Source organism: Pseudomonas sp. WS 5410, from assembly GCF_012985645.1.
In the GTDB taxonomy this organism is placed as follows: domain Bacteria; phylum Pseudomonadota; class Gammaproteobacteria; order Pseudomonadales; family Pseudomonadaceae; genus Aquipseudomonas; species Aquipseudomonas shahriarae.
This window is the reverse complement of sequence record NZ_JAAQWS010000015.1, coordinates 131,932-155,691: the sequence shown is the minus strand read 5'-3', so window position 1 is coordinate 155,691 and position 23,760 is coordinate 131,932. Positions and strand designations below refer to the sequence as shown.

The following is a 23,760-nucleotide window of genomic DNA, read 5'->3' as shown; positions in this document are numbered from 1 at the left end:
GTTTGGGCACAGGTGCGACGATTGGTCGCTGTGGGCGGGGCTTTGACTCCACTGGGCAGGCAAAAAAAAGCGCCCGTGAGGGCGCTAAAAATTCATCTCCTTCCAAAGGAGCTCCACAAAAAAAGCTTCAAGAGATGAATGTGCTCGGAGTGCGCCGCTCAGGTCGAGGGCGCGGGTGTTTGCTGGGTTAGCACTTGGGTGCCATGGATCTGTTGCTGTTGCTGGCGAAATTCAGCCAGCAACTGACGGGAGCGCTCGCCGCCATCGTCGGCCAGCGCTGCGGTGGAGGCCGCAATGAGCAAACCGGTGAATAAACTATGCAGTACCTTCATCAACCTTCTCCGCAAAAGACCCGTGCCGTTAGTTGCCCAAAGCTACTCGGCCGGTCGATGCGGGCAGTATATGAAGTGCAACTTAACGAGAACGTGAGGCGCATATTACAGTTCTGACAGACTGCCAATTGTGAAGAAGTGCTAGTCAACGGCAAGTGAATGTAAGCACTTGCCGTTGGGGCCTATCAGAGGATGGCCAGCGGGTACTCCATGATCAGCCGGAACTCTTCCAGGTCTGATTCAAAGGCACTGGAGCGCACCGTGGCCTGGCGAATGCGCAGGGACAGGTCTTTCAAACTGCCGCCCTGAAATACATATTTTGCCTCGATGTCGCGCTCCCAGCGGCGCTGGTCAGTCAGCGGGTCGCCCGCGGCATCACGGCGCATATATACCGCGTTGGCGTTGCTGTAATCGGCGCCGGTGCCTTTGCCATAACGGGTCATGAACGACAGGCCGGGAATGCCGAAGGGCTGCATATCCAGGTCATAGCGCAGCGCCCACGAGCGCTCTTTTGGCGAGTTGAAATCGCTGTACTGGATCGAGTTGTCGAGGAAGATCGAGTCCGATTGGCGCAGGTAGTCGAAGTCATTGTTGCCGTTGTTGCGCTGGTGCGAGAGGGCCAGGCGATGGGCGCCGACCTTGACCCCGAGCTTGGCACTCCAGATGTTGTTGTTGAGTTCGCCCAGCAGTTTTTTACCCTCGTCCTGGGTGTTGTAGTAGTTGAAACCGCCAAACAGCGAGACTTCTTCCGTCAGCGGATAGCTGGCGGCGGTGCCGAAGTAGTACTGGTCCCAGGCGTCTTTCAAGCGGCTGCTGTAGAGGCTGAGGCTCAGGTGCGGGTTCAACTGATAGTCGCCACCGAAGTAACCGACCCAGGGCGAGTTGAGGTTGCCGGCATAAAACGTCGCGAAGCCGTCACGCATACTGCTGCTGTTCGGCTGGCTCATGGCGTGCAAGCGTCCGCCCTGCAGGGTCAAGCCTTCCAGGCTGGTGTTTTCCAGGGTCACGCCGCGAAAGCTTTCCGGCAGCAGGCGTGAGTCGCCGTAATGCACCACCGGGGTTTGCGGAAAGACATCGCCGACTTTGACCACCGTATCCAACAGGCGCATTTTTACGGCACCGCCGAGTTTGCTGTAGTCGTCTTCAGGGCGATTGTCGCTGTCCACCGGCAACATGTCGAAGGAACCCCGGCCGCCGCTGCGCCCGGTGCCGGAGTCGAGCTTCAAGCCATACATCGCAAAGGCATCCAGGCCAAACCCTACAGTGCCTTGGGTGAACCCGGACTCGAACTTGCCGATCAGGCCCTGGGCCCACGCCTCTGAGTAGCCGTTGCCGGTCGGGCTGGACTGGCCTTTGCGGTCATCGCGGTTGAAGTAAAAGTTGCGTGCCAGCACGTTCAACGTACTGCCTTCGATAAAACCCTCGGGTTTATCTTCTGCGGCCATGCCCGCCAGCGGTGCAGCGCTGGCCAGTGCCGCAATGATGGAAAGGGAAAGTGTGCGGTTAGTACGCATGTATCGCTCCTCGGTGTTGGCAGCTATGAGCTTTTTTGGTCGCCTGGGGCGTTCTTATTGGAGAGCTGTCCCTGATACGGGGAGCCCGGCTCATAGTTGCAAACAGCGGATAACGCCGAGGTGGCATGCGCATTACAATTTTGCCAGCTCCACACGGGATGACGGATTTGCAATCCGCACGCGAGCCTCCTGAAACGCGGCGTTGGTTTCCTTGGAGTCCCAGGTCCTTAGGCGGCCCCGTCACAACGGCCGTTGAGGGACTTAAAAAATAGTTGAGTCGAACACTCAAGCCCTCTTCAGAAAACGCCAGAAGCGCCGATGGTTAGATAATCCACTCATCTCTGCCCTCTGGTGTTCCTATGTTCAATACCCGCTTGAAGCAGGAGCTGTCCGCTCTTCGCGAAGAACTGTCCAGCCTGCAGCAGGTCCAGGAAAGCCTGGAGAGCGAGATGCTGGCACTGAGCCTGGACCCCGAGGGCCGGATCGAGTCGGTCAACCAGAACTTCCTCGACGAAATGCTCTACAAATCCAGCGACCTGCTGGGCCATTCCATTCACGGGTTTGTGCCCGAGCATGTGAAACGCGATGAATTCCAGCAGCGCTTCAACAACGCCCTGAGCCGTGGCGAACACTATGCCGGCACCGTGCGCCTGTTGCGCGGCAACGGCAAGGAGGCGTGGTTGCGTTCCATCGTGCAGCCGGTGCGGAGCTCGGATGGGCGCATCAAGCGGTTTTCGGTGTACTCCAGCGACCTGACCCGCACCATCGAAGCCTCCCGCGAGCACGAAAACCTGATCACCGCCCTGGTGCGCTCCACGGCGGTGATCGAGTTTGACCTCAATGGCAACGTGCTGGCTGCCAACGAGCGTTTCCTGCAGGGCATGGGTTACAGCCTGGCGCAGGTCCTGGGCAAGCCGCACCGTATGTTCTGTGAACCGCAGGATTACAACAGCGCCGAGTACCAGGCGTTCTGGAAGCGTTTGAACAGCGGTGAGTTTGTGGCCGGGCGCTTCAAGCGTGTCGACGCCCATGGTCGCGAGGTCTGGCTGGAAGCGTCCTATAACCCGGTACTGGATGCCAACAACCAGCTGTACAAAGTGGTCAAGTTCGCCACGCTGATCACCGACCAGATCAATCAGGAACGCGCGGTGGCCGAGGCCGCCAACATTGCCTACAGCACCTCGCTGCAAACCGACAGCAGCGCCCAGCGCGGTACCGCCGTGGTCACCCAGGCGGTGGAGGTGATGCGCGACCTGGCCAAACACATGGAACAGGCGGGTGAGGGGATCGAGGCCCTGAATGCTCAGTCCCAGGTGATTGGCAGTATCGTCAAGACCATCAGCGGTATTGCCGAGCAAACCAACCTGCTGGCGCTCAACGCCGCCATCGAAGCGGCCCGTGCCGGCGAGCAGGGGCGCGGGTTTGCGGTGGTGGCCGATGAAGTGCGGCAGTTGGCCTCGCGTACCAGCAAAGCCACTGAAGAAATCGTCGGCGTGGTGCGCCAGAACCAGGACATGGCCCGCGATGCCGTGGCGCTGATGACCGATGGCCGGCTGCAGGCCGAGCAGGGGCTGTCCCTGGCGGCCGAGGCCGGTACGGTGATCGTCGAGATCCAGGACGGCGCGCAGAAAGTAGTGAGTGCGGTTGGCCAGTTTGCCAATCAGTTATCCAGCTAGGCCGCAGGCCGGCTCAAAGGCAGGAGCTGTGTTTGTCAGGGGGCATGGACCTCGAACAGCAATAGGTCGAACCACTGCCCATCGAGCAGGAACGCCTTGCGTGAATGCCCATACTGGGTAAAACCGCTGCGCTGCAACACCCGCAACGAGCCCGGGTTCTCCGGGCGCACAGTGGCCTCGATGCGCTTGAGGGCGTGCTCGCCAAAGGCTTTTTGCAGGCCCAGTGCCACAGCTTGCCGGGCCAGGCCGCGCCCCGTGAACTCGGCCCCCATGCGATAGCCCAGGGACGCTGAGTGATAGTAGCGGCGGCGCACCTGGGTAAAGTTGATCCGCCCCACCAGCACGCCGTTTTCGCGGATCAGGTACTGATAGGCGCGGTCTTCACTGGCCTCCAGCAGCGCACTCTCGATGGCGCGTTGTACCCCTTCCACGTTGTAGTAAGCCTCGGGCCGGGCATTGATCCAACTTTCGAAAAAGGCCCGATTGGCCAGCTCGAACGCCAGCAGCTCGTTCACGTCATCCCACTGGGGGGGCGTCAATGTCAGGTTCATCCGTGGAAAACCTCGCGGTGGTGGTAGCGCATCCTTTCTTCTCACACTCGGGGCGCCGGGTTCAAGCTCTGCTTACCATTGCGCCTGTGCCAAGGCATCGGCAAAGGCGATCAGCTTCGGCGAATACTGGCGTGACGGTGGATACACCAGGGAAATTGCGCGGCTGCGCCCCGCGAAGTCCTGCAGCAATGGCACCAGGCGCCCGGCGGCGAGGTCGTCGCGCACGGCAAAATCCATTACCTGAGCAATCCCGAAGCCGCCCACCGCGCCGTCCACCAGGGCATCGCCAAGATCGAAAATCAACCGCCCCTCGACATTTACATCGCGCACCTTGCCGTCGAGCATAAACTGCCAGTCCACCATCCGCCCGCTGCGCAGGTTGCGCACCGTGAGGCAGTTGTGGTCGCGCAGTTCTTCGACGGTTTGCGGCGTGCCAAAGCGGGCCAGGTAGTTGGGGGAGGCGACGGTTACCCAGCGCAAGGGCGTCAAGGCCCGGGCAATCAGGCGCTGGTCCTGGATCTCGCCGGTGCGCAGCAACGCATCGAAACCCTCGTCGACAATATCCACCAGGCGGTCGGTCATCACTGCTTCGATGCGCAAATCGGGGTAGCGCAAGGTCAGCTCACCAATCACGGGCATCACCACCTTGCGCCCGAACAACGACGGGGTGCTGATTTTCAGCAAACCGGAAGGTGTGCCGCGGCGATCGAGCATGAGCTTTTCGGCTTCGGCCAGCTCGGCCAGCAACGGTGCGCTGCGTTCATACAGCATTTGGCCATCCGGGGTCAGGCTGACGCTGCGGGTGTTGCGTTGCAGCAGGCGTACTCCCAGCTCGGCTTCCAGGCGCGAGATAGCGCGGGACAAGCCAGATTGCGTGAGCCCCAGGTCAGCAGCAGCGCGGGTGAAACTGCGGGTTTCGGCGACGCGTACCAGCAGGCGAAGGGCGTTCAAGTCCATGATTAAAGTCATAACTGAAAGAGTAGTAGGGCTATTTATCATCTGTTGAGCATGAAAGACACTGGCCGCACTCTTTTTTGCACAGGATGTTGTGATGCCCGCCACTCCCTCAAGTCGCCCCTCGGGCTGGATGCTGATGTTGCTGGCTACTGCGCAACTGATCATCGCCCTGGACGCGACTATTGTGTTTGTTGCCTTGCCGCAGATCGGCAGCCACCTGGGCTTTTCTGCCCAACAATTGCAGTGGGTGGTCAGTGCCTACACCGTGGCCTTTGGCGGTTTTCTATTACTCGGTGGCCGGGCCACGGACTTGCTGGGCAAGCGCCGTTTGTACCGGGTGGGCCAGTCGTTGTATGCACTGTCGTCGTTGGCGGCAGTACTGGGCGGTAGCGCGTTGCTGCTGGTGCTGGCGCGTGCGGTGCAGGGGGTGGGCGGCGCGCTGTTGTTTCCGGCGACCCTGGCCTTGATCAACACCCACTACGCCGAAGGGCCGCAGCGCAACCGGGCATTTGCGGTTTGGAGCGCGGCATCCGCTGCCGGGCTGGCGTTGGGGGCGTTGCTGGGCGGCGTGCTGACTCAGTGGTGGGGCTGGGAGGCGGTGTTTCTGGTCAACGTGCCGTTGGCAGGTGGTTGTGCCCTGGCGGCGCGCTACTGGATCCCCGCCGACGGTGAGCGCAGCCGTGGTCGCAGTTTTGATCTGGGCGGTGCGTTGACCGTCACGGTCGGCGCTACGCTGCTAGTGTTCGCCCTGGTGCAGGGGCCGGAGTGGGGCTGGACGGCGCCCGCGACCCTGGGCTGCATGCTGCTGGCGCTGGTCTTGCTTGGGCTGTTCGCCTGGATTGAACACCGTGGCCGCGACCCATTGATGCCGCTGCGCCTGTTGGGCTACCGCGAGTTGCGCATGGCCATGGTGCTGACAGCGGTGTTTATGAGCAGCTTTGGCGTGCAGTACTACTTTCTCGCGCTGTACTACCAGCAGATCTACCGCTACAGCGTGTTGCAGGCCGGGCTGGCGTTCTTGCCGGCGACGCTGGTGTGTACTTTGGGGATCTGGCTGGCGGAGCGCGCGCTGGTAAAAATCGGCTTGCGCAACACCCTGGTCAGCGGCCAGTTGGCGGGGGCGCTGGGGATTGCCCTGGTGTGCCTGGCGCTACCCACCGGCGCGGGATTCTGGTGGTTGTTGCCTGGGATCTTTATCCTGAGCCTTGGTCAGGGCATGACCTGGACCGCGATGTGGGTGGCCGCAGGCCTGGGTGTCAAGCCGGGGGAACAGGGTGTGGCGGCGGGCATGGCCTCGACCACGCAACAGATCGGCGGAGCGCTGGGGTTGGCGGTGCTGGTGTCGCTGGCCAATGCCAGCGGGGCGACGGGGGCGGGTCAAGCCCAGGGCATCGAGTTGGCATTGTGGTGGAGCGCGGGGATTGCGCTGGCCGGGGCGGGGGTGGCGATGCGGCTGCGAGCTCCACGGCAGGATGCGATAGCCGAAGCCACATAGGCCGCCCACAGTTGATCGCTTTTTAGCGGCCGAGCATCTTCACCCACCGCGAAGGCGGTATGCCAAAGGTACTGCGAAACTGCCGGGTCATGTGGCTCTGGTCGGTGAACCCGGCGATCAGCGCCGCATCCACCAGTGACTGGCCCTGGCCCAGCAGGTTGCGCACCAGATCCAGGCGGCGCATGGTCAGGTAACGATAGGGGCTGGTGCCGAACAACAGGCGAAAGTCCCGCGACAAGGCCCAACGATCCCGCCCGCAGTGCGCGGCCATTTCATCCAGGGTGATGCTACGCCCCAGGGCGCTGTGGATAAATTCCCGGGCCCGCTCGGCGGCCTGGTAATCAAACGTCTTGCGGCTGACGCTGATGCCCGACGCGTTGTTCAGGGCATGGGCCAGGTCGAACAACGCGTCCTGCTCCTGCAGCGGGTCCAGCGGGCAGTCGAGCTGCTGCACAAAGGCCTGGCAGGCCCGGTGCAGCCATGGGTCGTTGGACAGCCCGTTGTGGATAAACGGCAACGGCTTGCCGCCGAGAACCTGCTGGATCTGCGCCGGCTCCACATAAATCATCCGGTACTTGAAGCCCTCGTCGCTGCCGGCCCAGCCATCGTGGACTTCGTCGGGGTGGATCACCATGGTCGTGCCCGGCAGGCTGTGGGTCTGGCCGCCGCGATAATGAAAGCTCTGCACACCGAACAGGGTATGGCCGATGGCGTAGGTATCGTGGCGATGAGGGTCGAAGCCGAACCCGGAGAAATATGCCTCGATCCGCTCCAGGCCGCTGGCATGAGGCGCCCGGTGCAGCCAGTCGATATTTGCAGTGGGTTTGCCCATGGGATGTTTTCGAAATATGTCGGATGGAGTTACGTTAACTGAGTCTGGGGCGGCTGTCTGCCAGGGTCTTGAACGATTGTGCGCGGCTTCAACGGTGGCAGGCTGCTGACCGCTCGTGGTAATAAACCCTACATTTCAAATGTGAGGCAGGTTATGAGCAAGTTGCGGGTAGGTATTATTTTTGGTGGGCGTTCGGCCGAGCATGAAGTGTCCTTGCAGTCGGCACGCAACATCGTCGACGCCCTCGACCGCACGCGCTTCGAGCCGGTACTGATCGGCATCGACAAGGCCGGCCACTGGCACCTCAACGACACCTCGAACTTCCTGCTCAACCAGGAAAACCCGGCGCTGATCGCCCTCAACCAGTCCAACCGCGAACTGGCGGTGGTGCCGGGCAAGGCCAGCCAGCAACTGGTGGAAACCTCGGGCCAGGGCTTGCTGGAACATGTCGATGTGATCTTCCCCATCGTCCACGGCACCCTCGGCGAAGACGGTTGCCTGCAAGGCTTGCTGCGCATGGCGGACCTGCCGTTTGTGGGTTCCGACGTGCTGGGGTCGGCGGTGTGCATGGACAAGGACATCAGCAAGCGCCTGTTGCGTGATGCTGGTATCGCCGTGGCGCCCTTTATCACCCTTAACCGTGGCAACGCGGCACGCACAACCTTCGATCAGGCTCGGCAAAAGCTGGGGTTGCCCCTGTTCGTCAAACCGGCCAACCAAGGCTCCTCGGTGGGCGTGAGCAAGGTGGCTGACGAAGCCGAGTACCTGGCGGCGATTGAACTGGCCCTGGGTTTCGATGAAAAAGTGTTGGTGGAGTCTGCCGTCAAAGGCCGCGAAATCGAATGCGCGGTGCTGGGCAACGAGCGTCCCATCGCCAGCGGTTGTGGTGAGATCGTGGTGCGTGACGGCTTCTATTCCTACGACAGCAAGTACATCGACGACCAGGCCGACCAAGTGCTGGTGCCGGCGGACATCAGCGTCGAAGCCAGCGAACGCATTCGTGCCCTGGCCGTCGAGGCCTTTGAAGTGCTGGGCTGCGCCGGGCTGGCGCGGGTCGATGTGTTTCTTTGCGAGGACGGTGAAGTACTGATCAATGAGGTCAACTCACTGCCAGGGTTCACGCGCATCAGCATGTATCCCAAGCTGTGGCAGGCGGCGGGGATGAGCTACAGCGAACTGGTCAGCCGCCTGATCGAACTGGCGCTGGAGCGGCATGGGATGCGCAAGGGGCTGAAGATCAGTCGCTAAGCGTCAACCGCCATCGCCGGCAAGCCGGCTTCTACAGGGTATGGCGTATTCTGCCGTTAACTTTGTAGGAGCCGGCTTGCTGGCGATGAGGCCCGTAAAGGCGATACAACCCTGGGTCAATCCCCCGACGCTTCCCCTTCACGACGCGGATCCGCGCCCCCACTCCAGGTCGCCTTACCCTGGGCATCGCGTACTCGCACGATGGCCTGGGTGCCGCTGGTCATCTCGATCTCGCTCAAGGTATGCCCTCGTTCCTTGAGCGCCGCCTTCAACGGCTCGCTGAACAGCCCTTGTTCCAGCTCGGTCGCGCCGTTGCGGCTGCCGAAGTTGGGCAGGCCGATGGCGGCTTGCGGGTCGAGGTTCCAGTCGAGCATGCCCACCAGGGATTTACTCACATATTCGATGATCTGCGATCCGCCGGGGGAGCCGACCGTGGCCAGCAGCTCGCCACTTTGGCGGTCGAAGACCAGGGTCGGCGCCATGGACGAACGGGGGCGTTTGCCCGGCTCGATGCGGTTGGCCACCGGCTGGCCGTTTTCCTCGGGGATAAAGGAAAAGTCAGTCATCTGATTGTTCAGCAGGAAGCCCTGGACCATGACGTGGGAACCGAACGCGGCTTCGATGGTGGTGGTCATCGACACTGCGCCACCCAGGTCATCCACGGCCACCACTTGCGAGGTGGAAATGCGCAGCGGCGAGCGATCCGGCGCGTAGGCCACTTGAACGCCCATCGGTTGGCCGGGCTTGGCCACGCCCATGCTGCGTTCGCCGATCAATCCTGCGCGGCTGGCCAGGTAGCCGGGGGCGACCAGGCCCGCGACCGGCACCGGCACGAAGTCCGTATCGGCGACGTATTGCCCACGGTCGGCGTAAGCCAGGCGATCAGCTTCGGCAATCAGATGCACTGCTTCGGGCACCGGTTCCAGGCCGGCGGCTGTCGCGCTCTTTACCGGCTTGAGCGGCGCCAGGGCCCAGCGTGGGTCGCGGGCTTCGAGGGCCTGCAAGGTGCCGAGGATCTGCGCAATGGCCACCCCGCCTGAAGAGGGCGGTGGCATGCCGCACACTTGCCAGCGCTTGTAGTCGGTACACAGCGGCGCGCGCTCCTTGGCGCGGTAGCCCTTGAGATCGTTCAGTGCAAGGCGCCCCGTGTTCTGATGACCCTGGACCTTGCGTGCAATCTCCTCGGCGATCGGGCCGTGGTACAGCGCGTCGGGTCCTTCCTTGGCGATGCGCTTGAACACATTGGCCAGCGCCGGGTTTTTCAACAGGGTACCGGTGGCTTTCGGGCTGCCGTCGGCGTTGAGGAAGTACGCCGCCATGTCCGGTGACTGGCTGATGTAGCGGTCGGCGGCGATCAGGCTGTGCAGGCGCGGGGAAATCGCAAAGCCTTGCTCGGACAGCTGGATCGCCGGCACAAACAACTGCGCCCAGGGCAGACGGCCGCTGTGTTCGTGGGCCATCTTCAGCGCGCGCAGCACACCGGGGGTGGCGACCGAACGACCACCGATCTGCGCCTGGGCAAACGCCATCGGTGTGCCGTCGGCCTTCAACAACATATCGGCCGTGGCGCCGGCCGGGGCCGTTTCACGGCCGTCATAGGCCCGTACCTGCTTGCCATCCCACAGCATGATAAAGGCGCCACCACCGATCCCCGAGGACTGCGGCTCCACCAGTGTCAGCACCGCTTGCATGGCGATGGCCGCGTCAATCGCCGAGCCACCCTGGCGCAGGATCTTGCGCCCGGCTTCGGCCGCCAGCGGGTTGGCCGCCGCCGCCATATGGCGTTCGGCGTGGCGTACCGTCATGTCCGTGCGATAACCCGAACCCAGCTCCGGGGCGGGCGGCAGGTCGGGGGTGCTGGTGCTGTTGCAGGCACCGAGGCTGAGGGCGGCGATGATCACCGAGAGGCTGGTAAGGCGCTGCAAGCGTAGGTTGAAAAGCACGCGCTGAACTCCGTTCATTTTGAGAATGATCTGTTGTCCCTGGGGTGATGCTTGGCGGGTAAATCGCACCTGGCAGATATCTGCGGGGAGGAGGGCGGACACTAACAGCGGGAGACAGGAGCGTCAAAATCCCCCCTCCGGCTTCGGCGTTCTCGGCCATCTTGGCCTATGACCAGGCGTGGCGCAGACAACAAATTTGTTTCAACCGCATGGTGTTGTTGCGAGATTTTTCAAAAACGTCTTTCTAAATGATAAGGATTTGCATTACGATTCTTGGCCTTTAATGCTCCACCATGGTGCATATTGGCCCAACAAGGACTGTTTGCAATGAAAACCCCTCCCTGCCTTTTCAGCTCTCTTTTCCTCACCGCCGGCGTGCTGATCGCCGCCCCCGTGTTGCAGGCAGAAGAGATTGGCGAGGTCGATAAACACGCCGTCACCGAACTCGATACCTCATTCGTCACCGCCACCGGCGGCGCCACGGACCTGCGCGACGCACCGGCCAGCGTCAGCGTGATTACCCGCGAAGAAATCGAGCGCCAGCCGGTGTACGACCTCAATACCCTGCTGCGGCGTGTACCCGGGGTCACCGGTGGCTTCGGCCCGGTGGGCGAGCAATCGAAAATCAAACTGCGTGGCCTGGACGACAAGTACACCTTGATCCTGGTGGACGGCAAACGCCTCGGCGGTTCCGGAGACTTGAGCTATCGCCGCGACCTGGCGCGCCAGGACCTGAACTGGATCACCCCGAACATGATTGAGCGCATCGAGATCGTGCGCGGCCCCATGTCGTCGCTGTACGGCTCGGATGCCATGGGCGGGGTGATCAACATCATCACGCGCAAGGTCTCGAGCACCTGGAGCGGTTCGGCCAACGTCAATACCACGATTCCCGAAGATTCCGACCGTGGCCAGACCACCCAGACCAGCCTCAACCTGTCCGGGCCGTTGACCGAGTCGGTGGGCCTGCGCCTGGGCGCCAACCTGACCCGGCGGGCCGCCGATGAGGTCACAGCGCGCCTGGATAAGGATGGCGAGTTCATGTACGGCGACGGCGCTGGCGGCGCCAAGGACCACAGCGTCAACGCCTTGCTCGACTGGAAAATCAATGACGAGCAAAGCCTGTCGTTCGAGGCCGTGCATGGCGTCGAGCGCTCCTGGTCGAGCAAAAAGACCTTTGGCGATTGGGGCGAAACCCTCGGCGCTGGCTTCGGTCCTGGGCGGTTGATTCGCGACAGCTACTCTGTGTCCCACAGTGGGGACTGGAGTTTCGGTACCTCGAAGGTCGACCTGTACCTGAACAAATTCAAGAACGACATCGACTGGGGCAAATCCAGCGCCGAAGAGAAAATCGCCGAAGGCAGCCTGAACATTCCGTTTGAGTTGTTGCTCAGCCAGCGCATGACCGTGGGCGGGCAGTGGAAGCGTGAAGAACTGACCAACAGCGACACCCTGGGCACGGTGCCTGTGGACTACCAGGGCGCTGCGGTTTCCGGTTCGTCGCTCAAGGGTGACTACTCGGCCGCGTTTATCGAAGATGAGTTGTACCTGCTCGACAACCTGGCCCTGACCCTGGGCAACCGTTTCGACCACAGTCAAGACTATGGCAACCACAACAGCCCGCGGGCGTACCTGGTCTACCATCCGCACCCGGACTGGACCGTGCGCGGCGGTGTGTCCAAGGGCTTCCGTGCGCCAAGCCTGAAAGAGGGCAGCGCCGGTGCCGCCACTGAATCCGGCGGTCGCGGTTGCGGCTCCTTGAAACCCCTGGGTTATGTGAGCGGCAGTTGCTGGATGGCCGGTAACCCGAACCTGTCGCCAGAGACCAGCGTCAACAAGGAAATAGGCGTGTCCTTCGACCGTGACGGTTGGGAGGCCAGCCTGACCTACTTCCACACCGACTTCGAAGACAAGATCGAATACGCGCCACTGGGCCAGTTCCAGGGTCGCTGGTGGACCATGCTGGAAAACGTCGAAGAAGCGCGCACCCGCGGCTGGGAAGGCTCGGTTCGCGTACCACTGACCGATTCCCTGGACTGGCGCACCAACGCCACCTACATGCTGGAGAGCAAAAACCTGTCCACCGGCGAAGACCTGATCAGCGCGCCCAAGTTGTCGGCTTTCAGTGCAATCAACTGGCAAGCCACCGACACACTCAACACCGAACTGTCGGCGCAGCATGTCGGCAAGCAGCGGGGTGTGGGTAACGACTTCGTCAAGTCCTACACCACCTATGACCTGACGGCGAACCTGGCCGTGACCAAGTGGTTGACGCTCAATGGCGGCGTGCAGAACTTGCTGGATGAAGATGCGCGGGATGGTTCGACGACGTTCTATGTGCCGGGCCGGGCGTTTTTTGCCGGGGCTACGACTTACTTTTGAGGTGTAGCCATGCCCCGCGAGCAACAGCTGCTCGCGGGCTTGCTGATGGCTCAGTCCATTTTAGGATTGATCAGGCGCCATTGATCTGAAGGTAGGCGCGTGCCTTGCCTTCGGTTTTGAATCCTAAGTGCGTTAACAGACGCGCGCTGCGCAGGTTCTCCGGTCGGTCATTGGCCATGATCCGGTACAGCTTCCTACCCTCGATGCTCATCGCTATCGCGCATCAGCACGTGCGAGGCCTCGCCGTTGGCGGCTTTGTGCTCCATCAACCGCAGCCGTTGAGTCACGGCATCAAGGTTGAAAAATCCATCATCTCGCAGCGGTTCCCACGGTTGGAGATAGGTACGATTTTCCAGCAAATAAGTGTGCATTGTTGCCGCATGAGGTGCATGGACCGTGCGCAGTACCAACCGATGGGTCGTCAGGGGATCAACAAGGGGAACTGTCTTGTTACCTTTCAACGTTCACCTCGGATCATTTGGTGATAAAGGTAGCGATAGAGCCGTTGCGGGCGAGCCCGCCTGATGGCGCAAATCTTTCACATAACTCTTGCCTGGCCATTGTTCGGTTTGCTCGCGATCAAGGCTGGCAACGGCCCGGTCTGGCGCTTGGGGAGTAGCATGGTTGATGGGAGCCATTGTCTTTGGCGGTGTACGCTAGGTGGGTTAGCACTCAGAGCCGGCATGACGATGCGCAAAGGCAAAAAAGCGAGCCGGTTAAGGCTCGCCAAAGGGAGGTAAAAGGTCAGTTGGCCAACAGTTTGCCGCTGAACAGGCTGGTCAGGGTTTTCACCAGCAGCACGCTCAGTGCCACAGTGAGGAACAGCAGGATCACAGCGGCGATGACCATCAACACGCTGCTGTCCTGGGCATGTGCATATTTCAACGCTGCGTTGCTCAGCGCTGCGATGGGGAAGCTGATTGCCCACCATGAAGGGGCAAAAGGCACATCCCGACGGAACACTTTGAAGCTCAGCACCACGAACAGGAACAGGCCGAAGTAGAACAACACGCTGGCAAACCGGTCGATCTCGCCGAATACGTTGGTGTAGGCCAGAAAACCTACTTCAAAGGGGGCAATCAGGATCATCAGCGAAGGCACCATGCCTTTGGCCGGAGCGGCCTCATGCACCAGCCGCGAAAAGATTCGGGTGAAGAGTACCAGCGCCAGCACCGCACCCACGGCGAGGGCAAACAGGTTGAACTCAGTCGCCCAGGCCATCGGCATATGCGCACCGGTTACCGCGATATCAAGGGTGGCAACGCCTGGAATCAGCCAGGCAGGTACGGCATTCAACGGGTCCTGATTGCCCGACAACAGACGGTAAACCACGAAGCCTGCGAGCAGCACCGTCAGTGCGCTGCCCAGTATCCAGAGAGCCTGTCCGAGCCATTCGTTGTGGGCCCCCGCGACTGCCGAAAGCAACAGCAGTGCAATGGTGACGGTGCCAAAAAAGTTGCTGGCAATCGGGTGGTTGAACTCGGCCTTGACCGCTGCTGGATGTTTCACCCATTTGGTCAGGTAACCCAGGGTCAACAGCACGAATACCAGGCCGGCCAGCGCGCCAATGGCCTCACCCAAGCTGCCGCCGACGCCGTAATACTGACCACTCAAGCGCCAAGCCAGGGCCAGGCCGGCCAAACCCATCACTGAGCCGAATAAATTGATAGGCAGGTTTTTGATCGAAGTTTTGCTGACGGTTACCGCTCGAGCGGTATCGACGGTGGGGGTGTATGCAGTGTTCATGCTAGTCTCTTGATTGACTGAATTTGCTGTTGTGGATATTTTCAGCCAAATAAACATTGGCTGAAATAGTCATAAAGCGATGTATTCAGCCAATTATTCGACAAGGACAGACATCATGCGTATCACCCTTCTGGCATTCCCTCGTGTGCAACTGCTGGACGTCGCCGGGCCCGCCGATATCTTTGCTGAAGCCGCCAAGCAACTGGGGAACCCGCGTGCCTATCGGGTCGAAGTCATCGGTACCAGCAAGGGCCTGATCAAAACCTCAAGTGGTTTGAAGCTTGGCATTGATGAAACCTTCGAAACATATAAGGGCAAGGTCGACACCTTGCTCGTGGCCGGCAGCCCACATATCAACGAAATCGCGCATGACCCTGCGTTGCAAGATTGGCTACGCCGGCAAGCCAAATCCGTCCGTCGTATCGGCTCAGTCTGTAGCGGTGCTTTTTTGCTGGCCGCCGCAGGTCTGCTCGACGGGCGCCGTGTCACCACCCATTGGAATTCCAGCGCAAGGCTTGCCAAGGAGTATCCGCACACCCACGTCGATCCGGATAGCATCTTTATCAAGGACGGCAACATCTACACGTCGGCGGGTGTTACGGCGGGCATGGACCTGGCGTTGGCGCTGGTCGAAGAAGATTACGGCAGAGAATTGGCGCTCAGCGTGGCCCGTGAAATGGTGATGTTCTTCAAGCGGCCTGGCGGGCAATCGCAGTTCAGCGCGCAACTGGCAGCGCAAACCGCCGAACGCAGCGTGATCCGGGACGTGCAGGAATATGTGGTGGAGCACCTGAAGGCCGACTTGAGCGTCCCTGCCTTGGCCGCCCGCGCCGGTATGAGTGAGCGAAACTTCGCCCGTACCTTCAAGGCTGAAGCCGGCTCGACCCCGGCCGAATTTGTCGAATTGGCCCGCATTGATGCGGCCAGACGGCTGATTGAAGATGCCGATGTTTCACTTAAACGCTTGGCCGATACAGTCGGTTATGCCAATGCGGACGGGTTCAGAAGGGCATTTATGCGGCGTCTCGGCGTTGGGCCAAGTGATTATCGAAAGCGGTTTTCATTGATGTGAGGCGTGAGTGGCCCAATCGCTGAGCCTGTTAGTAATTTTCAGAACGATCGGAGATCAGGTTATGACGGACAAGGCTCTGGCGCCGGATCAAGAGCTGTGGCGCTCATGGACGCCCGCTGAGTTGGCTGTTCGCCTGAAGACCGTCTCGCTCCCCTGGTGCGTTGTGGGCGGGTGGGCGCTTGACCTATGGCACGGCGAAAAGACGAGGGAGCATGACGATATAGAGTTCACCCTGTTGCGAGACGATTTTTCGGAGTTCCGGCACGCGCTTGGCGATCTTGATATGTACACCGCGAAGGCCGGAGTGCTCACTTTTCTCCCCGTGGGTCAAAGCCCAGGATTAGACATTCAGCAGGTGTGGTGTTTCGACCCTGTTGCTCAAGCCTGGCGGGTGGACATGATGATTGAATCAGGAAGCCCTGAAGTATGGGTATACAAACGGGATGGGTCTATCCGGTTTCCCCGTACCGAAATGTTGTATCTGAGCAGTGAGGGCATTCCATATTTAAGGCCAGCGGCGATCCTCTTGTTCAAAGCCCTGCACGTGCGGCCAAAGGATGAGGAGGATTTTCACAAGACCTTGCCGACGCTGCCCGATGAGGAGGTGGCGTGGCTGAGGCGGCATTTGCTGAAGCTTCATCCGGGGCATCACTGGATAACCCCGTCATGACCGCTATTGATCAACCACTGCTTGAATCTCACCGCCCGTCGATACAGGTTTTTGATCATTTCCTCAGTTGAATGCCTCAGCGCGCAGCCTCCATGTGTCAGCTTCGCCTGCTTTCTGCATAGGGCATGCAGATGTAGGTGTGAAAAAAGTACCAGATTGCTGCAAGCCTTACGCTAGTAGACCTGTGGGGGACGAGAGAAGCTGGATCTGAGTTGCCCAGTTTAGGTTTGGCTGGGGGGCTCCATACAATTACAAGAAAGGAAAGCATTATGGTTAATCGTCAACCCCCCCAGGGGCTGCTATTCGGTTTACCCATATCTCTGATTTGGGGGTTTGTGGCCATTGCCGTGTTCATGACCGGGGATGGAATTGAACTAGCGTTTCTCTCCCGATATGTAGTTGATCTGGGTTTCTCCCCTACTCAGGCAACTCTCTTATTTACGGTCTATGGTCTTCTGGCAGCCATTTCAAGTTGGGGTTCCGGTGTGCTGGCGGAAACCTTCGGTCCTCGGCGGATCATGCTGATTGGCGTCGCGGCCTGGATTGTCTTTCATGTGTTGTTCCTGATCTTCGGCCTGGAGCAGCAGAACTACACATTAATGGTGGTTTTCTACGGTATCCGTGGGTTGGCCTACCCATTGTTCATTTATGCCTTCATGGTTTGGATCGCACAGGTGACGCCAGGCGCACGTATGGCCTCGGCCATGGGCTGGTTTTGGTCGATGTATTGCATCGGTATTGGCCTTTTAGGCAACTGGATTCCAAGCCTGAGCATTTCACGTATCGGGTTTATCAACACGTTGTGGGTCGGTGTATTTTGGGTTGCCGTTGCCGGGCTGATGATCATGTATTTAGTCAAGGAGCGTGGGGCCGGCAAACCCGACGATGCAGTGACATTGGTTGAGCGTCTGAAAACCTTGAGTTCGGGCGTCACCATCATTGCTGAGCGACGGGGCATGTTCCTGATTGTATTGGTGCGAATTATCTGCAACCTGAGCCTGTTCGGTCTGCCGGTGATCCTGCCGCTGTACCTAACCTCGGTCGAGGTCGGTTTCAGCATGGAGCAATGGTTGCATTTGTGGGGTGTGATGTTTGTGGTGAGCATCTTCACCAACGTGATTTGGGGGCAAATTGGTGATCGCCTGGGGTGGCTGATACAAATGCGCTGGTTCGGCTGCATAGGCTGTGCGCTGTCGTCACTGGCGTTCTATTACCTGCCGCAGTTCTACGGTGCCCATTTTGAAATCGCTTTGATTGCCGCCATCGGCTTTGGCATCAGCGTGACCGCTTTCGTGCCCATGGGCGCGGTATTCCTGGCCCTGGCGCCGGAGCAGAAAGGCGCGGCGATTTCTGCACATAACCTGGCGGCTGGCCTGTCGAATTTCATGGGGCCGGGGATTGCCACCCTGTTTATCGCCACTCTGGGCATCAAGGGCGTGGTGTGGATCTACGCAGGGCTCTACGTGGCCGGTGCGGTTTTGACCTTCTTCATTCCTGTCCATCAACCTCGACTCAGTCAGCAGGTTTCGCGCTATACCAGCGCTGCCGAGCCGACCCAACCCCTTTAGTCATCGGGAGATACCCATGCTAGCTCTGGTTTTGGAAAAACAGCACACCCTGGCCATTCGTGACATAGATCTGCCTCTACGCCTCGGCCCGGATGATGTGCGCATCCGCGTGCATACCGTGGGTATATGCGGCAGTGATGTGCATTACTTCACGCATGGCAAGATTGGGCCTTTCGTGGTCGACCAACCCATGGTGCTTGGTCATGAAGCGGCCGGAACGGTCGTCGAAGTGGGCCGTAATGTGAACCATTTGGTCGTGGGGGATAGGGTCTGCATGGAGCCCGGCATTCCCGATCCCACTTCAAAAGCCTCGCGCCTGGGTCTGTACAACATCGACCCGGCGGTGCAATTCTGGGCGACGCCGCCGGTGCACGGCTGCCTGACTCCGGAGGTGATTCATCCGGCATCGTTCGCCTACAAGCTGGCGGACCATGTCAGCTTTGCTGAAGGTGCGCTGGTGGAGCCCTTTGCCATAGGTATGCAGGCAGCAGTCAAGGCGCGAATCAAGCCGGGTGATGTGGCGGTGGTCATTGGTGCAGGTACCATTGGCTTGATGACAGCGCTGGCAGCCCTGGCCGCAGGGGCGAGCCAAGTGTTGGTGTCGGATCTGGTGGAGCAGAAACTGGCCATTGCCCAGGGTTACGACGGCATTGTCGCGGTCAACGTACAGCAGGAGTCGCTGGTGGCCAAGGTCGCACAACTGACTGACCAATGGGGTGCTGACGTGGTGTTTGAAGCCAGCGGCAGTCCCAGGGCCTACCCGGATGCGATGTCCTGCCTATGCCCTGGCGGTGCGCTGGTATTGGTCGGCATGCCGGTGGAGCCGGTGGCATTCGATGTTGTGGCCGCTCAAGCCAAGGAAATCCGGATTGAGACCGTATTCCGTTACGCTAATGTGTATCAACGTGCGGTTAATCTGATTGCCAGCGGCAAGGTCAATTTAAAGCCGCTGATCAGCGCTACGTTTCCGTTCGCCAGGGGCGTCGAGGCCTTCGAGCGTGCGGCCAGTGCTTTGCCGGGCGACGTCAAGCTGCAGATCAGGTTCGACTCGCCGCTGAGTTGAACCACCTCAATGGATTACTACGGTGATGACCCATAAGAAAAGCGAAAAACCTTCCGAACTCGAAGTGATTTTCACCGAGCCGCAGCACAGTTTTCGCTGGCATGAGCATGATTACCCTTTCGAGCTTGCCCGTTGGAATCATCACCCACAGTTCGAGATTCACCTGATTCGTCAGGGAAGTGGCCGTTTTTTTGCTGGAGACTACATTGGCCATTTTGACGCCGGCCACCTTGCCTTGATCGGTCCGGACTTGCCTCATGACTGGAGTATCGACCTGGCACCGGGCGAGCGTATTGTCGGGCGTGATGTCGTCTTGCAGTTTGAAGGCGACAGCCTGCTCAAGATGCGCGAAACATTGCCTGAGGTGGGTGACCTGCAGCGATTGTTCACCCAATCCAGGCAAGGCATTGAGTTCTGTGGTGCGACCCGGCGCAAAGGGGTCGATTTGTTGGAAGCAATAGGGCGCAACCATGGGCTGAAACGTCTCTGGCTGTTTTTTTCGCTGCTGCAAACCCTCAATGACGCCCCTCCACAGGAGAGCCGTTTACTGGCCAGCCTGCAATACGCGCCGATGCTTGATAGCCAGGCCACTGAGCGCATGAGACACGTTCTGGACTACATCCAGCGATATCTGGATGAAGAGTTGCGTGTGTCAGTGATTGCCCAGCAACTGAACATGAGCGAGCCGTCATTTTCCCGCTTCTTCAAGCGAACAACGGGCCACACGTTTGTCGACCTGACTCGCAAACTGCGGATTCAGCGTGCCTGTCGCCTGTTGCTGCAAACACGCTTATCGATAGCCGAGATCTGCTTTAGCGTCGGTTACGGCAACTTGTCCAATTTCAACCGACACTTTCGCCATGAAATGCTGGCAACACCCTCGGAATACCGTAAGCGTCTCGAGCGCTGAAATGACGTCATCTGGGTTGAGGAGGATTGCCTACCGACCCAAGTTATTTACTGGTCTGACTGCCATTAGGTATTGGGTGCCGCGATCTTCAATCCGTGGATACCACCCGATTTGGTCAGCGCCAGCGACCTAACAAAACTTAACGTTTTTTCAGGTCGAAACCTGTCCTTGGGCAGCGTAATGCTCAGAACGATCGGAGATCAGATGATGACGGATAGGGCCTTGGCGCCGGATCAAGAGCTATGGCGTTCATGGACGCCCGCTGAGTTGGCTGTTCGCCTGAAGACCGTCTTGCTCCCATGGTGCGTTGTGGGCGGGTGGACATGATGATTGAATCAGGAAGCCCTGAAGTATGGGTATACAAACGGGATGGGTCTATCCGGTTTCCCCGTACCGAAATGTTGTATCTGAGCAGTGAAGGCATTCCATATTTAAGGCCAGCGGCGATCCTCTTGTTCAAAGCCCTGCACGTGCGGCCAAAGGATGAGGAGGATTTTCACAAGGCCTTGCCGACGCTGCCCGATGAGGAGGTGGCGTGGCTGAGGCGGCATTTGCTTAAGCTTCATCCGGGGCATCACTGGATAACCCATTGATCAACAATTGCCCGCTGCATTGGGTTCTCCCTTTTGAGGGCGCATCGCCACACTTCTGCGGTCCCGACGCGTCGCGCAGTATCAAGCTCCTGAGCGACCCTGGCAGGAGCCTCGGCCATTCGCATCTCCAGCTTACGCTTTACTGAGCGAACTTGAGCGCAGGGGCAGGGCTGCGAGTGCTCGGCATAGATTGCCATGGCCTTTTCGTAGCTGTCGGTGTTGAGGAAATCATTCTCGTATGCGCCCTGAACTTTTGCCCTGCCACCTTCGATCCCGGAGAGTGCAATTGCGACAGCGAGTGAATTGTTGTGGCCGCACTCCTCGACGGGAAAACCACGTAGCAGGATATCCGCGACGCCCTTCAACACTGGAGGTGGCAGCTTCTCAAGGTTGTAAGCAGCAGCGGGCGGTGCGTCGCCTTGATAGTCTTTTTCGTCAATTGCGATCTGCGCCAGTTGGACGAGAAAACGGGTGCAGTTGGCGTGAGATAGAAAGAATGAGTCCGCGATCTGGGACGAGTGCCAGCAAAGAATAAGCAGTTCGCGAAGCGTCTCTTCTGATGGGATGCCTTCATCGATGATGGTCTGCGCCCGAGCTTCCGCCATGTGCTATTGAAGCATGCGTGTGGGCCTACACAGAGGGGAAGGATGGAGTAGAGGTAGACAGCCAGAAACAAGAAAGCCCGCACGAGGCGGGCTTCTTGAGGTGATTCATAGACTGCTGTAGACATCTATGGATCGGTACTTGGTGGCTACACAGGGACTTGAACCCCGGACCCCAGCATTATGAATGCTATGCTCTAACCAACTGAGCTATGTAGCCAAGTGGCGCGCATTATTCGCGTAGAACGGGAATGCGTCAAGCGCTTTTTTTGAAAATTTATCTACGCTATCAACTGTTTAAGGAAAAACACCGGGTGAGGCGACCAGTGGCTGGGGATTTGTGCGCTTCACCAGGCCGCGAAGATCTGAGTGTGGGGCTTGCCTGCGATGGCATCTGATACACCGAGTTGCCTGCATCGCGGGCAAGCCCGGCTCCCACACAGGCCCGCACACATTTGATTTGTGGCGCGTTCGGCGCCTGGCAGGTGTTCGCTGCAACGATTCACCTACTCGTTAGCCTGCTAACGGGATAGCCTTCCTGCCCCATTAAGTGGCACATTGTCACACCTGCACCTGTGCATCCATCTGCTGTACGGAAACGTTTCTCATGGCCCTTACCAATTCCCAGCCTTCAGTGGCTACGGCGCCGGCCGCGGCGCAATCCAGCCCGTTGGTCATGCGTATCATCGGCGCCGTGGCGCTGGCGCACTTGATCAATGACTTGATTCAGGCGGTGTTGCCGTCGATCTACCCGATGCTCAAGCAAAGCTATGGCCTGACCTTTACTCAGGTCGGCCTGATTACCCTGACGTTCCAGCTCACGGCCTCGCTGCTGCAGCCGTGGGTGGGGTATTACACCGACCGTCATCCCAAGCCGTTCCTGTTGCCCTGCGGGATGATCTGTACGCTGGTGGGGATTTTGATGATGTCCCAGGTCGGCAGTTTCCCGCTGATTCTGCTGGCGGCGGCGTTGATCGGTATTGGCTCCTCGACCTTCCACCCGGAGGCGTCCCGCGTGGCGCGCCTGGCCTCGGGTGGGCGTTATGGCCTGGCGCAGTCGACCTTCCAGGTGGGCGGTAACGTGGGTTCGGCGTTTGGCCCGTTGCTGGCGGCGGCGATCATCATTCCGTTCGGCCAGGGCAATGTCGCCTGGTTCGGCTTGTTCGCGGTGTTTGCCCTGGGCGTGCTGTATGCGATCAGCCGCTGGTACCGCAACCATTTGAACCTGTTCAAGCTCAAGCAAGGCCAGGCCGCCACCCATGGCCTGTCGAAAAACCGTGTGCTCGGCGCGCTGGTGGTGCTGGGGCTGTTGGTGTTCTCCAAGTACTTCTACATGGCCAGCTTCACCAGTTACTTCACCTTTTACCTGATCGAGAAGTTCGACCTGTCGGTGGCCAGTTCCCAGTTGCATCTGTTCCTGTTCCTCGGCGCAGTGGCGGCGGGTACGTTCTTTGGCGGGCCGATTGGCGACAAGATCGGCCGTAAGGCGGTGATCTGGTTCTCGATCCTCGGTGTGGCGCCGTTCACCTTGCTGTTGCCCCATGTCGACCTGTTCTGGACCAGCGTGCTCAGTGTGGTGATCGGTTTTATCCTGGCCTCGGCGTTCTCGGCGATTGTGGTGTACGCGCAGGAATTGGTACCGGGCAATGTAGGGATGATCGCCGGGGTGTTCTTTGGCCTGATGTTTGGGTTTGGCGGGATTGGCGCGGCGTTGCTGGGGTATCTGGCAGATATTCATGGCATCGAGTACGTGTACACGTTGTGCTCGTTCCTGCCATTGCTCGGGGTGCTGGCGATTCTGTTGCCTCGCACGAAAAAAGCGTAAAGCCGTAAGGTTTGCCCTATCCCTGGGCGACACCTTTCCTACTGGTAGGGGTGAGACTTTGTCGCGCGTTTGAGCTGTTCCCGCGCCCGGGACAGTCGGGAGCGGACGGTACCAATCGGGATCGCCAGGGCGTCGGCGGTGTCCTGGTAGCTGCCGTCGGTTTCCAATGAGGCATACAAGGTATTGCGCATTTCCAGGGGCAGGTGCTGGATGGCACTCAGAGTATTTTCCAGGCGGCGGCTGATCTCAAATTGGCGCGCCAGATCCTGTTCTTCGTTCTGCCCATGGGAGAGCGCTTCGTCGAACTCGCAATGCACCGGCTTGGCATAGAGGCGGCGGAAGTGATTGCGGATCAAGTTCAGCGCGATCCCGCACATCCAGGTGCTCAGTGACGCCTGCGCGCTGAAGTGATGGCGGTTGCGCCAGGCCTCCAGATACGTCAGTTGCAGGATGTCGTCCGCATCCTCTGGGTTCAGTACGCGTTTATGAATGAACCGGCGCAGGCGCTTGTGGTGGTCGTCGGACAGATCTTGGATGGATTGGCTAGGGTCACGGGGTAAATTAACTAAAACACTGATAGGGATATCCATGATTTTTCCTCAGGGTAGAAGCAGTCGAAATGGTTTCGACGAGAACCCTGTTAGCACCGCTTGTGCCAAACGCGGAAAGTCTCTATCCGGTTGATAAATATAAGGAAATATCTTGTTTTAGGTGTTTTTCATGCAAGGCCTTGCACAAAGCATCATGAGTTTGTGCAGGTATTTTCATTGCCCTGGGAAAT

The 23,760-nt window shown here is 59.4% G+C and carries 21 protein-coding genes and 1 tRNA gene; 11 read left to right on the top strand and 11 right to left on the bottom strand.

Going from position 1 to position 23,760, the window contains the following annotated elements:
* Nucleotides 1–158: 158 nt before the first annotated feature.
* Complete coding sequence (locus HBO24_RS21205) at nt 159–332, bottom strand: hypothetical protein (protein ID WP_162947689.1); 174 nt, start codon at nt 330–332, stop codon at nt 159–161.
* Nucleotides 333–517: 185 nt separating this feature from the next.
* Nucleotides 518–1,846: an OprD family porin gene (locus tag HBO24_RS21200; RefSeq protein WP_115127407.1), complete on the bottom strand. Its 1,329-nt coding sequence runs from the start codon at nt 1,844–1,846 to the stop codon at nt 518–520.
* Nucleotides 1,847–2,205: 359 nt separating this feature from the next.
* Between HBO24_RS21200 and HBO24_RS21195 the strand changes: the two genes are divergently transcribed.
* The gene (locus HBO24_RS21195; RefSeq protein WP_170060238.1) at nt 2,206–3,522 is read left to right on the top strand and encodes a PAS domain-containing methyl-accepting chemotaxis protein; all 1,317 of its coding nucleotides are present in this window, start codon (nt 2,206–2,208) and stop codon (nt 3,520–3,522) included.
* Between the two features lie 35 nt (nt 3,523–3,557).
* On the opposite strand, the gene HBO24_RS21190 is transcribed toward HBO24_RS21195, so the two are convergent.
* Both HBO24_RS21190 and HBO24_RS21185 read right to left on the bottom strand, forming a co-directional pair.
* The gene (locus HBO24_RS21190; RefSeq protein ID WP_057442037.1) at nt 3,558–4,073 is read right to left on the bottom strand and encodes a GNAT family N-acetyltransferase; all 516 of its coding nucleotides are present in this window, start codon (nt 4,071–4,073) and stop codon (nt 3,558–3,560) included.
* Nucleotides 4,074–4,145: 72 nt separating this feature from the next.
* Nucleotides 4,146–5,030, bottom strand: a complete 885-nt coding sequence (locus HBO24_RS21185; protein WP_057442035.1) for a LysR family transcriptional regulator — start codon at nt 5,028–5,030, stop codon at nt 4,146–4,148.
* A gap of 94 nt (nt 5,031–5,124) precedes the next feature.
* Between HBO24_RS21185 and HBO24_RS21180 the strand changes: the two genes are divergently transcribed.
* Nucleotides 5,125–6,525 (top strand): MFS transporter, encoded by a 1,401-nt coding sequence (locus tag HBO24_RS21180; RefSeq protein ID WP_170060237.1) that lies wholly within the window; start codon nt 5,125–5,127, stop codon nt 6,523–6,525.
* 22 nt (nt 6,526–6,547) lie between these two features.
* On the opposite strand, the gene HBO24_RS21175 is transcribed toward HBO24_RS21180, so the two are convergent.
* Nucleotides 6,548–7,357: an AraC family transcriptional regulator gene (locus tag HBO24_RS21175; protein WP_057442033.1), complete on the bottom strand. Its 810-nt coding sequence runs from the start codon at nt 7,355–7,357 to the stop codon at nt 6,548–6,550.
* Between the two features lie 153 nt (nt 7,358–7,510).
* Between HBO24_RS21175 and ddlA the strand changes: the two genes are divergently transcribed.
* Complete coding sequence (gene ddlA / locus HBO24_RS21170) at nt 7,511–8,605, top strand: D-alanine--D-alanine ligase (protein ID WP_170060236.1); 1,095 nt, start codon at nt 7,511–7,513, stop codon at nt 8,603–8,605.
* A 116-nt stretch (nt 8,606–8,721) separates the two neighbouring features.
* Here the strand turns inward: ddlA and ggt are convergent, their stop codons facing one another.
* Nucleotides 8,722–10,566, bottom strand: coding sequence for a gamma-glutamyltransferase (ggt, locus tag HBO24_RS21165; protein ID WP_170060235.1), 1,845 nt, complete (start codon nt 10,564–10,566; stop codon nt 8,722–8,724).
* Between the two features lie 309 nt (nt 10,567–10,875).
* Here ggt and HBO24_RS21160 point away from each other — a divergent pair, with 309 nt between their 5' ends.
* Nucleotides 10,876–12,930, top strand: a complete 2,055-nt coding sequence (locus HBO24_RS21160) for a TonB-dependent receptor (RefSeq protein WP_057442027.1) — start codon at nt 10,876–10,878, stop codon at nt 12,928–12,930.
* 194 nt (nt 12,931–13,124) lie between these two features.
* Here HBO24_RS21160 and HBO24_RS21155 read toward each other — a convergent pair whose 3' ends face one another.
* Together HBO24_RS21155 and HBO24_RS21150 are read right to left on the bottom strand one after the other, a co-directional pair.
* Nucleotides 13,125–13,391 carry a hypothetical protein gene (locus HBO24_RS21155; protein WP_232545805.1) on the bottom strand — a complete coding sequence of 89 codons (267 nt, stop codon included), beginning with the start codon at nt 13,389–13,391 and terminating at the stop codon, nt 13,125–13,127.
* A gap of 283 nt (nt 13,392–13,674) precedes the next feature.
* Nucleotides 13,675–14,676 carry an SLAC1 anion channel family protein gene (locus HBO24_RS21150; protein WP_170060234.1) on the bottom strand — a complete coding sequence of 334 codons (1,002 nt, stop codon included), beginning with the start codon at nt 14,674–14,676 and terminating at the stop codon, nt 13,675–13,677.
* A gap of 115 nt (nt 14,677–14,791) precedes the next feature.
* Here HBO24_RS21150 and HBO24_RS21145 point away from each other — a divergent pair, with 115 nt between their 5' ends.
* The 6 genes from HBO24_RS21145 to HBO24_RS21120 all read left to right on the top strand — a co-directional run bounded on the left by HBO24_RS21145 (nt 14,792) and on the right by HBO24_RS21120 (nt 20,552).
* A complete protein-coding gene (locus HBO24_RS21145; RefSeq protein WP_057958274.1) occupies nt 14,792–15,748 on the top strand; it encodes a DJ-1/PfpI family protein in 957 nt (318 codons plus the stop codon).
* A gap of 61 nt (nt 15,749–15,809) precedes the next feature.
* Nucleotides 15,810–16,418, top strand: coding sequence for an amino acid transporter (locus HBO24_RS21140; protein ID WP_170060233.1), 609 nt, complete (start codon nt 15,810–15,812; stop codon nt 16,416–16,418).
* Nucleotides 16,419–16,687: 269 nt separating this feature from the next.
* Nucleotides 16,688–17,986 carry an MFS transporter gene (locus HBO24_RS21135; RefSeq protein WP_120731610.1) on the top strand — a complete coding sequence of 433 codons (1,299 nt, stop codon included), beginning with the start codon at nt 16,688–16,690 and terminating at the stop codon, nt 17,984–17,986.
* Nucleotides 17,987–18,002: 16 nt separating this feature from the next.
* Nucleotides 18,003–19,049 carry an NAD(P)-dependent alcohol dehydrogenase gene (locus tag HBO24_RS21130; protein ID WP_170060232.1) on the top strand — a complete coding sequence of 349 codons (1,047 nt, stop codon included), beginning with the start codon at nt 18,003–18,005 and terminating at the stop codon, nt 19,047–19,049.
* Between the two features lie 25 nt (nt 19,050–19,074).
* Nucleotides 19,075–19,959 carry an AraC family transcriptional regulator gene (locus tag HBO24_RS21125; protein WP_170060231.1) on the top strand — a complete coding sequence of 295 codons (885 nt, stop codon included), beginning with the start codon at nt 19,075–19,077 and terminating at the stop codon, nt 19,957–19,959.
* 323 nt (nt 19,960–20,282) lie between these two features.
* A complete protein-coding gene (locus HBO24_RS21120) occupies nt 20,283–20,552 on the top strand; it encodes a hypothetical protein (RefSeq protein ID WP_233092122.1) in 270 nt (89 codons plus the stop codon).
* Here HBO24_RS21120 and HBO24_RS21115 read toward each other — a convergent pair.
* Both HBO24_RS21115 and HBO24_RS21110 read right to left on the bottom strand, forming a co-directional pair.
* Nucleotides 20,534–21,157, bottom strand: a complete 624-nt coding sequence (locus tag HBO24_RS21115) for a hypothetical protein (protein WP_170060230.1) — start codon at nt 21,155–21,157, stop codon at nt 20,534–20,536. The genes HBO24_RS21120 and HBO24_RS21115 overlap by 19 nt on opposite strands.
* A gap of 140 nt (nt 21,158–21,297) precedes the next feature.
* Nucleotides 21,298–21,374: transfer RNA gene (locus tag HBO24_RS21110), tRNA-Met, on the bottom strand.
* 387 nt (nt 21,375–21,761) lie between these two features.
* Here HBO24_RS21110 and HBO24_RS21105 point away from each other — a divergent pair.
* Entirely contained in the window at nt 21,762–22,979 is a 1,218-nt protein-coding gene (locus HBO24_RS21105) for an MFS transporter (RefSeq protein WP_057958276.1), read from the top strand.
* 38 nt (nt 22,980–23,017) lie between these two features.
* On the opposite strand, the gene HBO24_RS21100 is transcribed toward HBO24_RS21105, so the two are convergent.
* The gene (locus tag HBO24_RS21100; RefSeq protein ID WP_057437724.1) at nt 23,018–23,569 is read right to left on the bottom strand and encodes an RNA polymerase sigma factor; all 552 of its coding nucleotides are present in this window, start codon (nt 23,567–23,569) and stop codon (nt 23,018–23,020) included.
* Nucleotides 23,570–23,760 lie beyond the last annotated feature (191 nt).

What these genes read in the sequence shown, in the direction of transcription:
- HBO24_RS21205 (WP_162947689.1), bottom strand. Translation starts at nt 332, where the DNA reads ATGAAGGTACTGCATAGTTTATTCACCGGTTTGCTCATTGCGGCCTCC.
- HBO24_RS21200 (WP_115127407.1), bottom strand. Translation starts at nt 1,846, where the DNA reads ATGCGTACTAACCGCACACTTTCCCTTTCCATCATTGCGGCACTGGCC.
- HBO24_RS21195 (WP_170060238.1), top strand. Translation starts at nt 2,206, where the DNA reads ATGTTCAATACCCGCTTGAAGCAGGAGCTGTCCGCTCTTCGCGAAGAA.
- HBO24_RS21190 (WP_057442037.1), bottom strand. Translation starts at nt 4,073, where the DNA reads ATGAACCTGACATTGACGCCCCCCCAGTGGGATGACGTGAACGAGCTG.
- HBO24_RS21185 (WP_057442035.1), bottom strand. Translation starts at nt 5,030, where the DNA reads ATGGACTTGAACGCCCTTCGCCTGCTGGTACGCGTCGCCGAAACCCGC.
- HBO24_RS21180 (WP_170060237.1), top strand. Translation starts at nt 5,125, where the DNA reads ATGCCCGCCACTCCCTCAAGTCGCCCCTCGGGCTGGATGCTGATGTTG.
- HBO24_RS21175 (WP_057442033.1), bottom strand. Translation starts at nt 7,357, where the DNA reads ATGGGCAAACCCACTGCAAATATCGACTGGCTGCACCGGGCGCCTCAT.
- ddlA (WP_170060236.1), top strand. Translation starts at nt 7,511, where the DNA reads ATGAGCAAGTTGCGGGTAGGTATTATTTTTGGTGGGCGTTCGGCCGAG.
- ggt (WP_170060235.1), bottom strand. Translation starts at nt 10,566, where the DNA reads ATGAACGGAGTTCAGCGCGTGCTTTTCAACCTACGCTTGCAGCGCCTT.
- HBO24_RS21160 (WP_057442027.1), top strand. Translation starts at nt 10,876, where the DNA reads ATGAAAACCCCTCCCTGCCTTTTCAGCTCTCTTTTCCTCACCGCCGGC.
- HBO24_RS21150 (WP_170060234.1), bottom strand. Translation starts at nt 14,676, where the DNA reads ATGAACACTGCATACACCCCCACCGTCGATACCGCTCGAGCGGTAACC.
- HBO24_RS21145 (WP_057958274.1), top strand. Translation starts at nt 14,792, where the DNA reads ATGCGTATCACCCTTCTGGCATTCCCTCGTGTGCAACTGCTGGACGTC.
- HBO24_RS21140 (WP_170060233.1), top strand. Translation starts at nt 15,810, where the DNA reads ATGACGGACAAGGCTCTGGCGCCGGATCAAGAGCTGTGGCGCTCATGG.
- HBO24_RS21135 (WP_120731610.1), top strand. Translation starts at nt 16,688, where the DNA reads ATGGTTAATCGTCAACCCCCCCAGGGGCTGCTATTCGGTTTACCCATA.
- HBO24_RS21130 (WP_170060232.1), top strand. Translation starts at nt 18,003, where the DNA reads ATGCTAGCTCTGGTTTTGGAAAAACAGCACACCCTGGCCATTCGTGAC.
- HBO24_RS21125 (WP_170060231.1), top strand. Translation starts at nt 19,075, where the DNA reads ATGACCCATAAGAAAAGCGAAAAACCTTCCGAACTCGAAGTGATTTTC.
- HBO24_RS21120 (WP_233092122.1), top strand. Translation starts at nt 20,283, where the DNA reads ATGATGATTGAATCAGGAAGCCCTGAAGTATGGGTATACAAACGGGAT.
- HBO24_RS21115 (WP_170060230.1), bottom strand. Translation starts at nt 21,157, where the DNA reads ATGGCGGAAGCTCGGGCGCAGACCATCATCGATGAAGGCATCCCATCA.
- HBO24_RS21105 (WP_057958276.1), top strand. Translation starts at nt 21,762, where the DNA reads ATGGCCCTTACCAATTCCCAGCCTTCAGTGGCTACGGCGCCGGCCGCG.
- HBO24_RS21100 (WP_057437724.1), bottom strand. Translation starts at nt 23,569, where the DNA reads ATGGATATCCCTATCAGTGTTTTAGTTAATTTACCCCGTGACCCTAGC.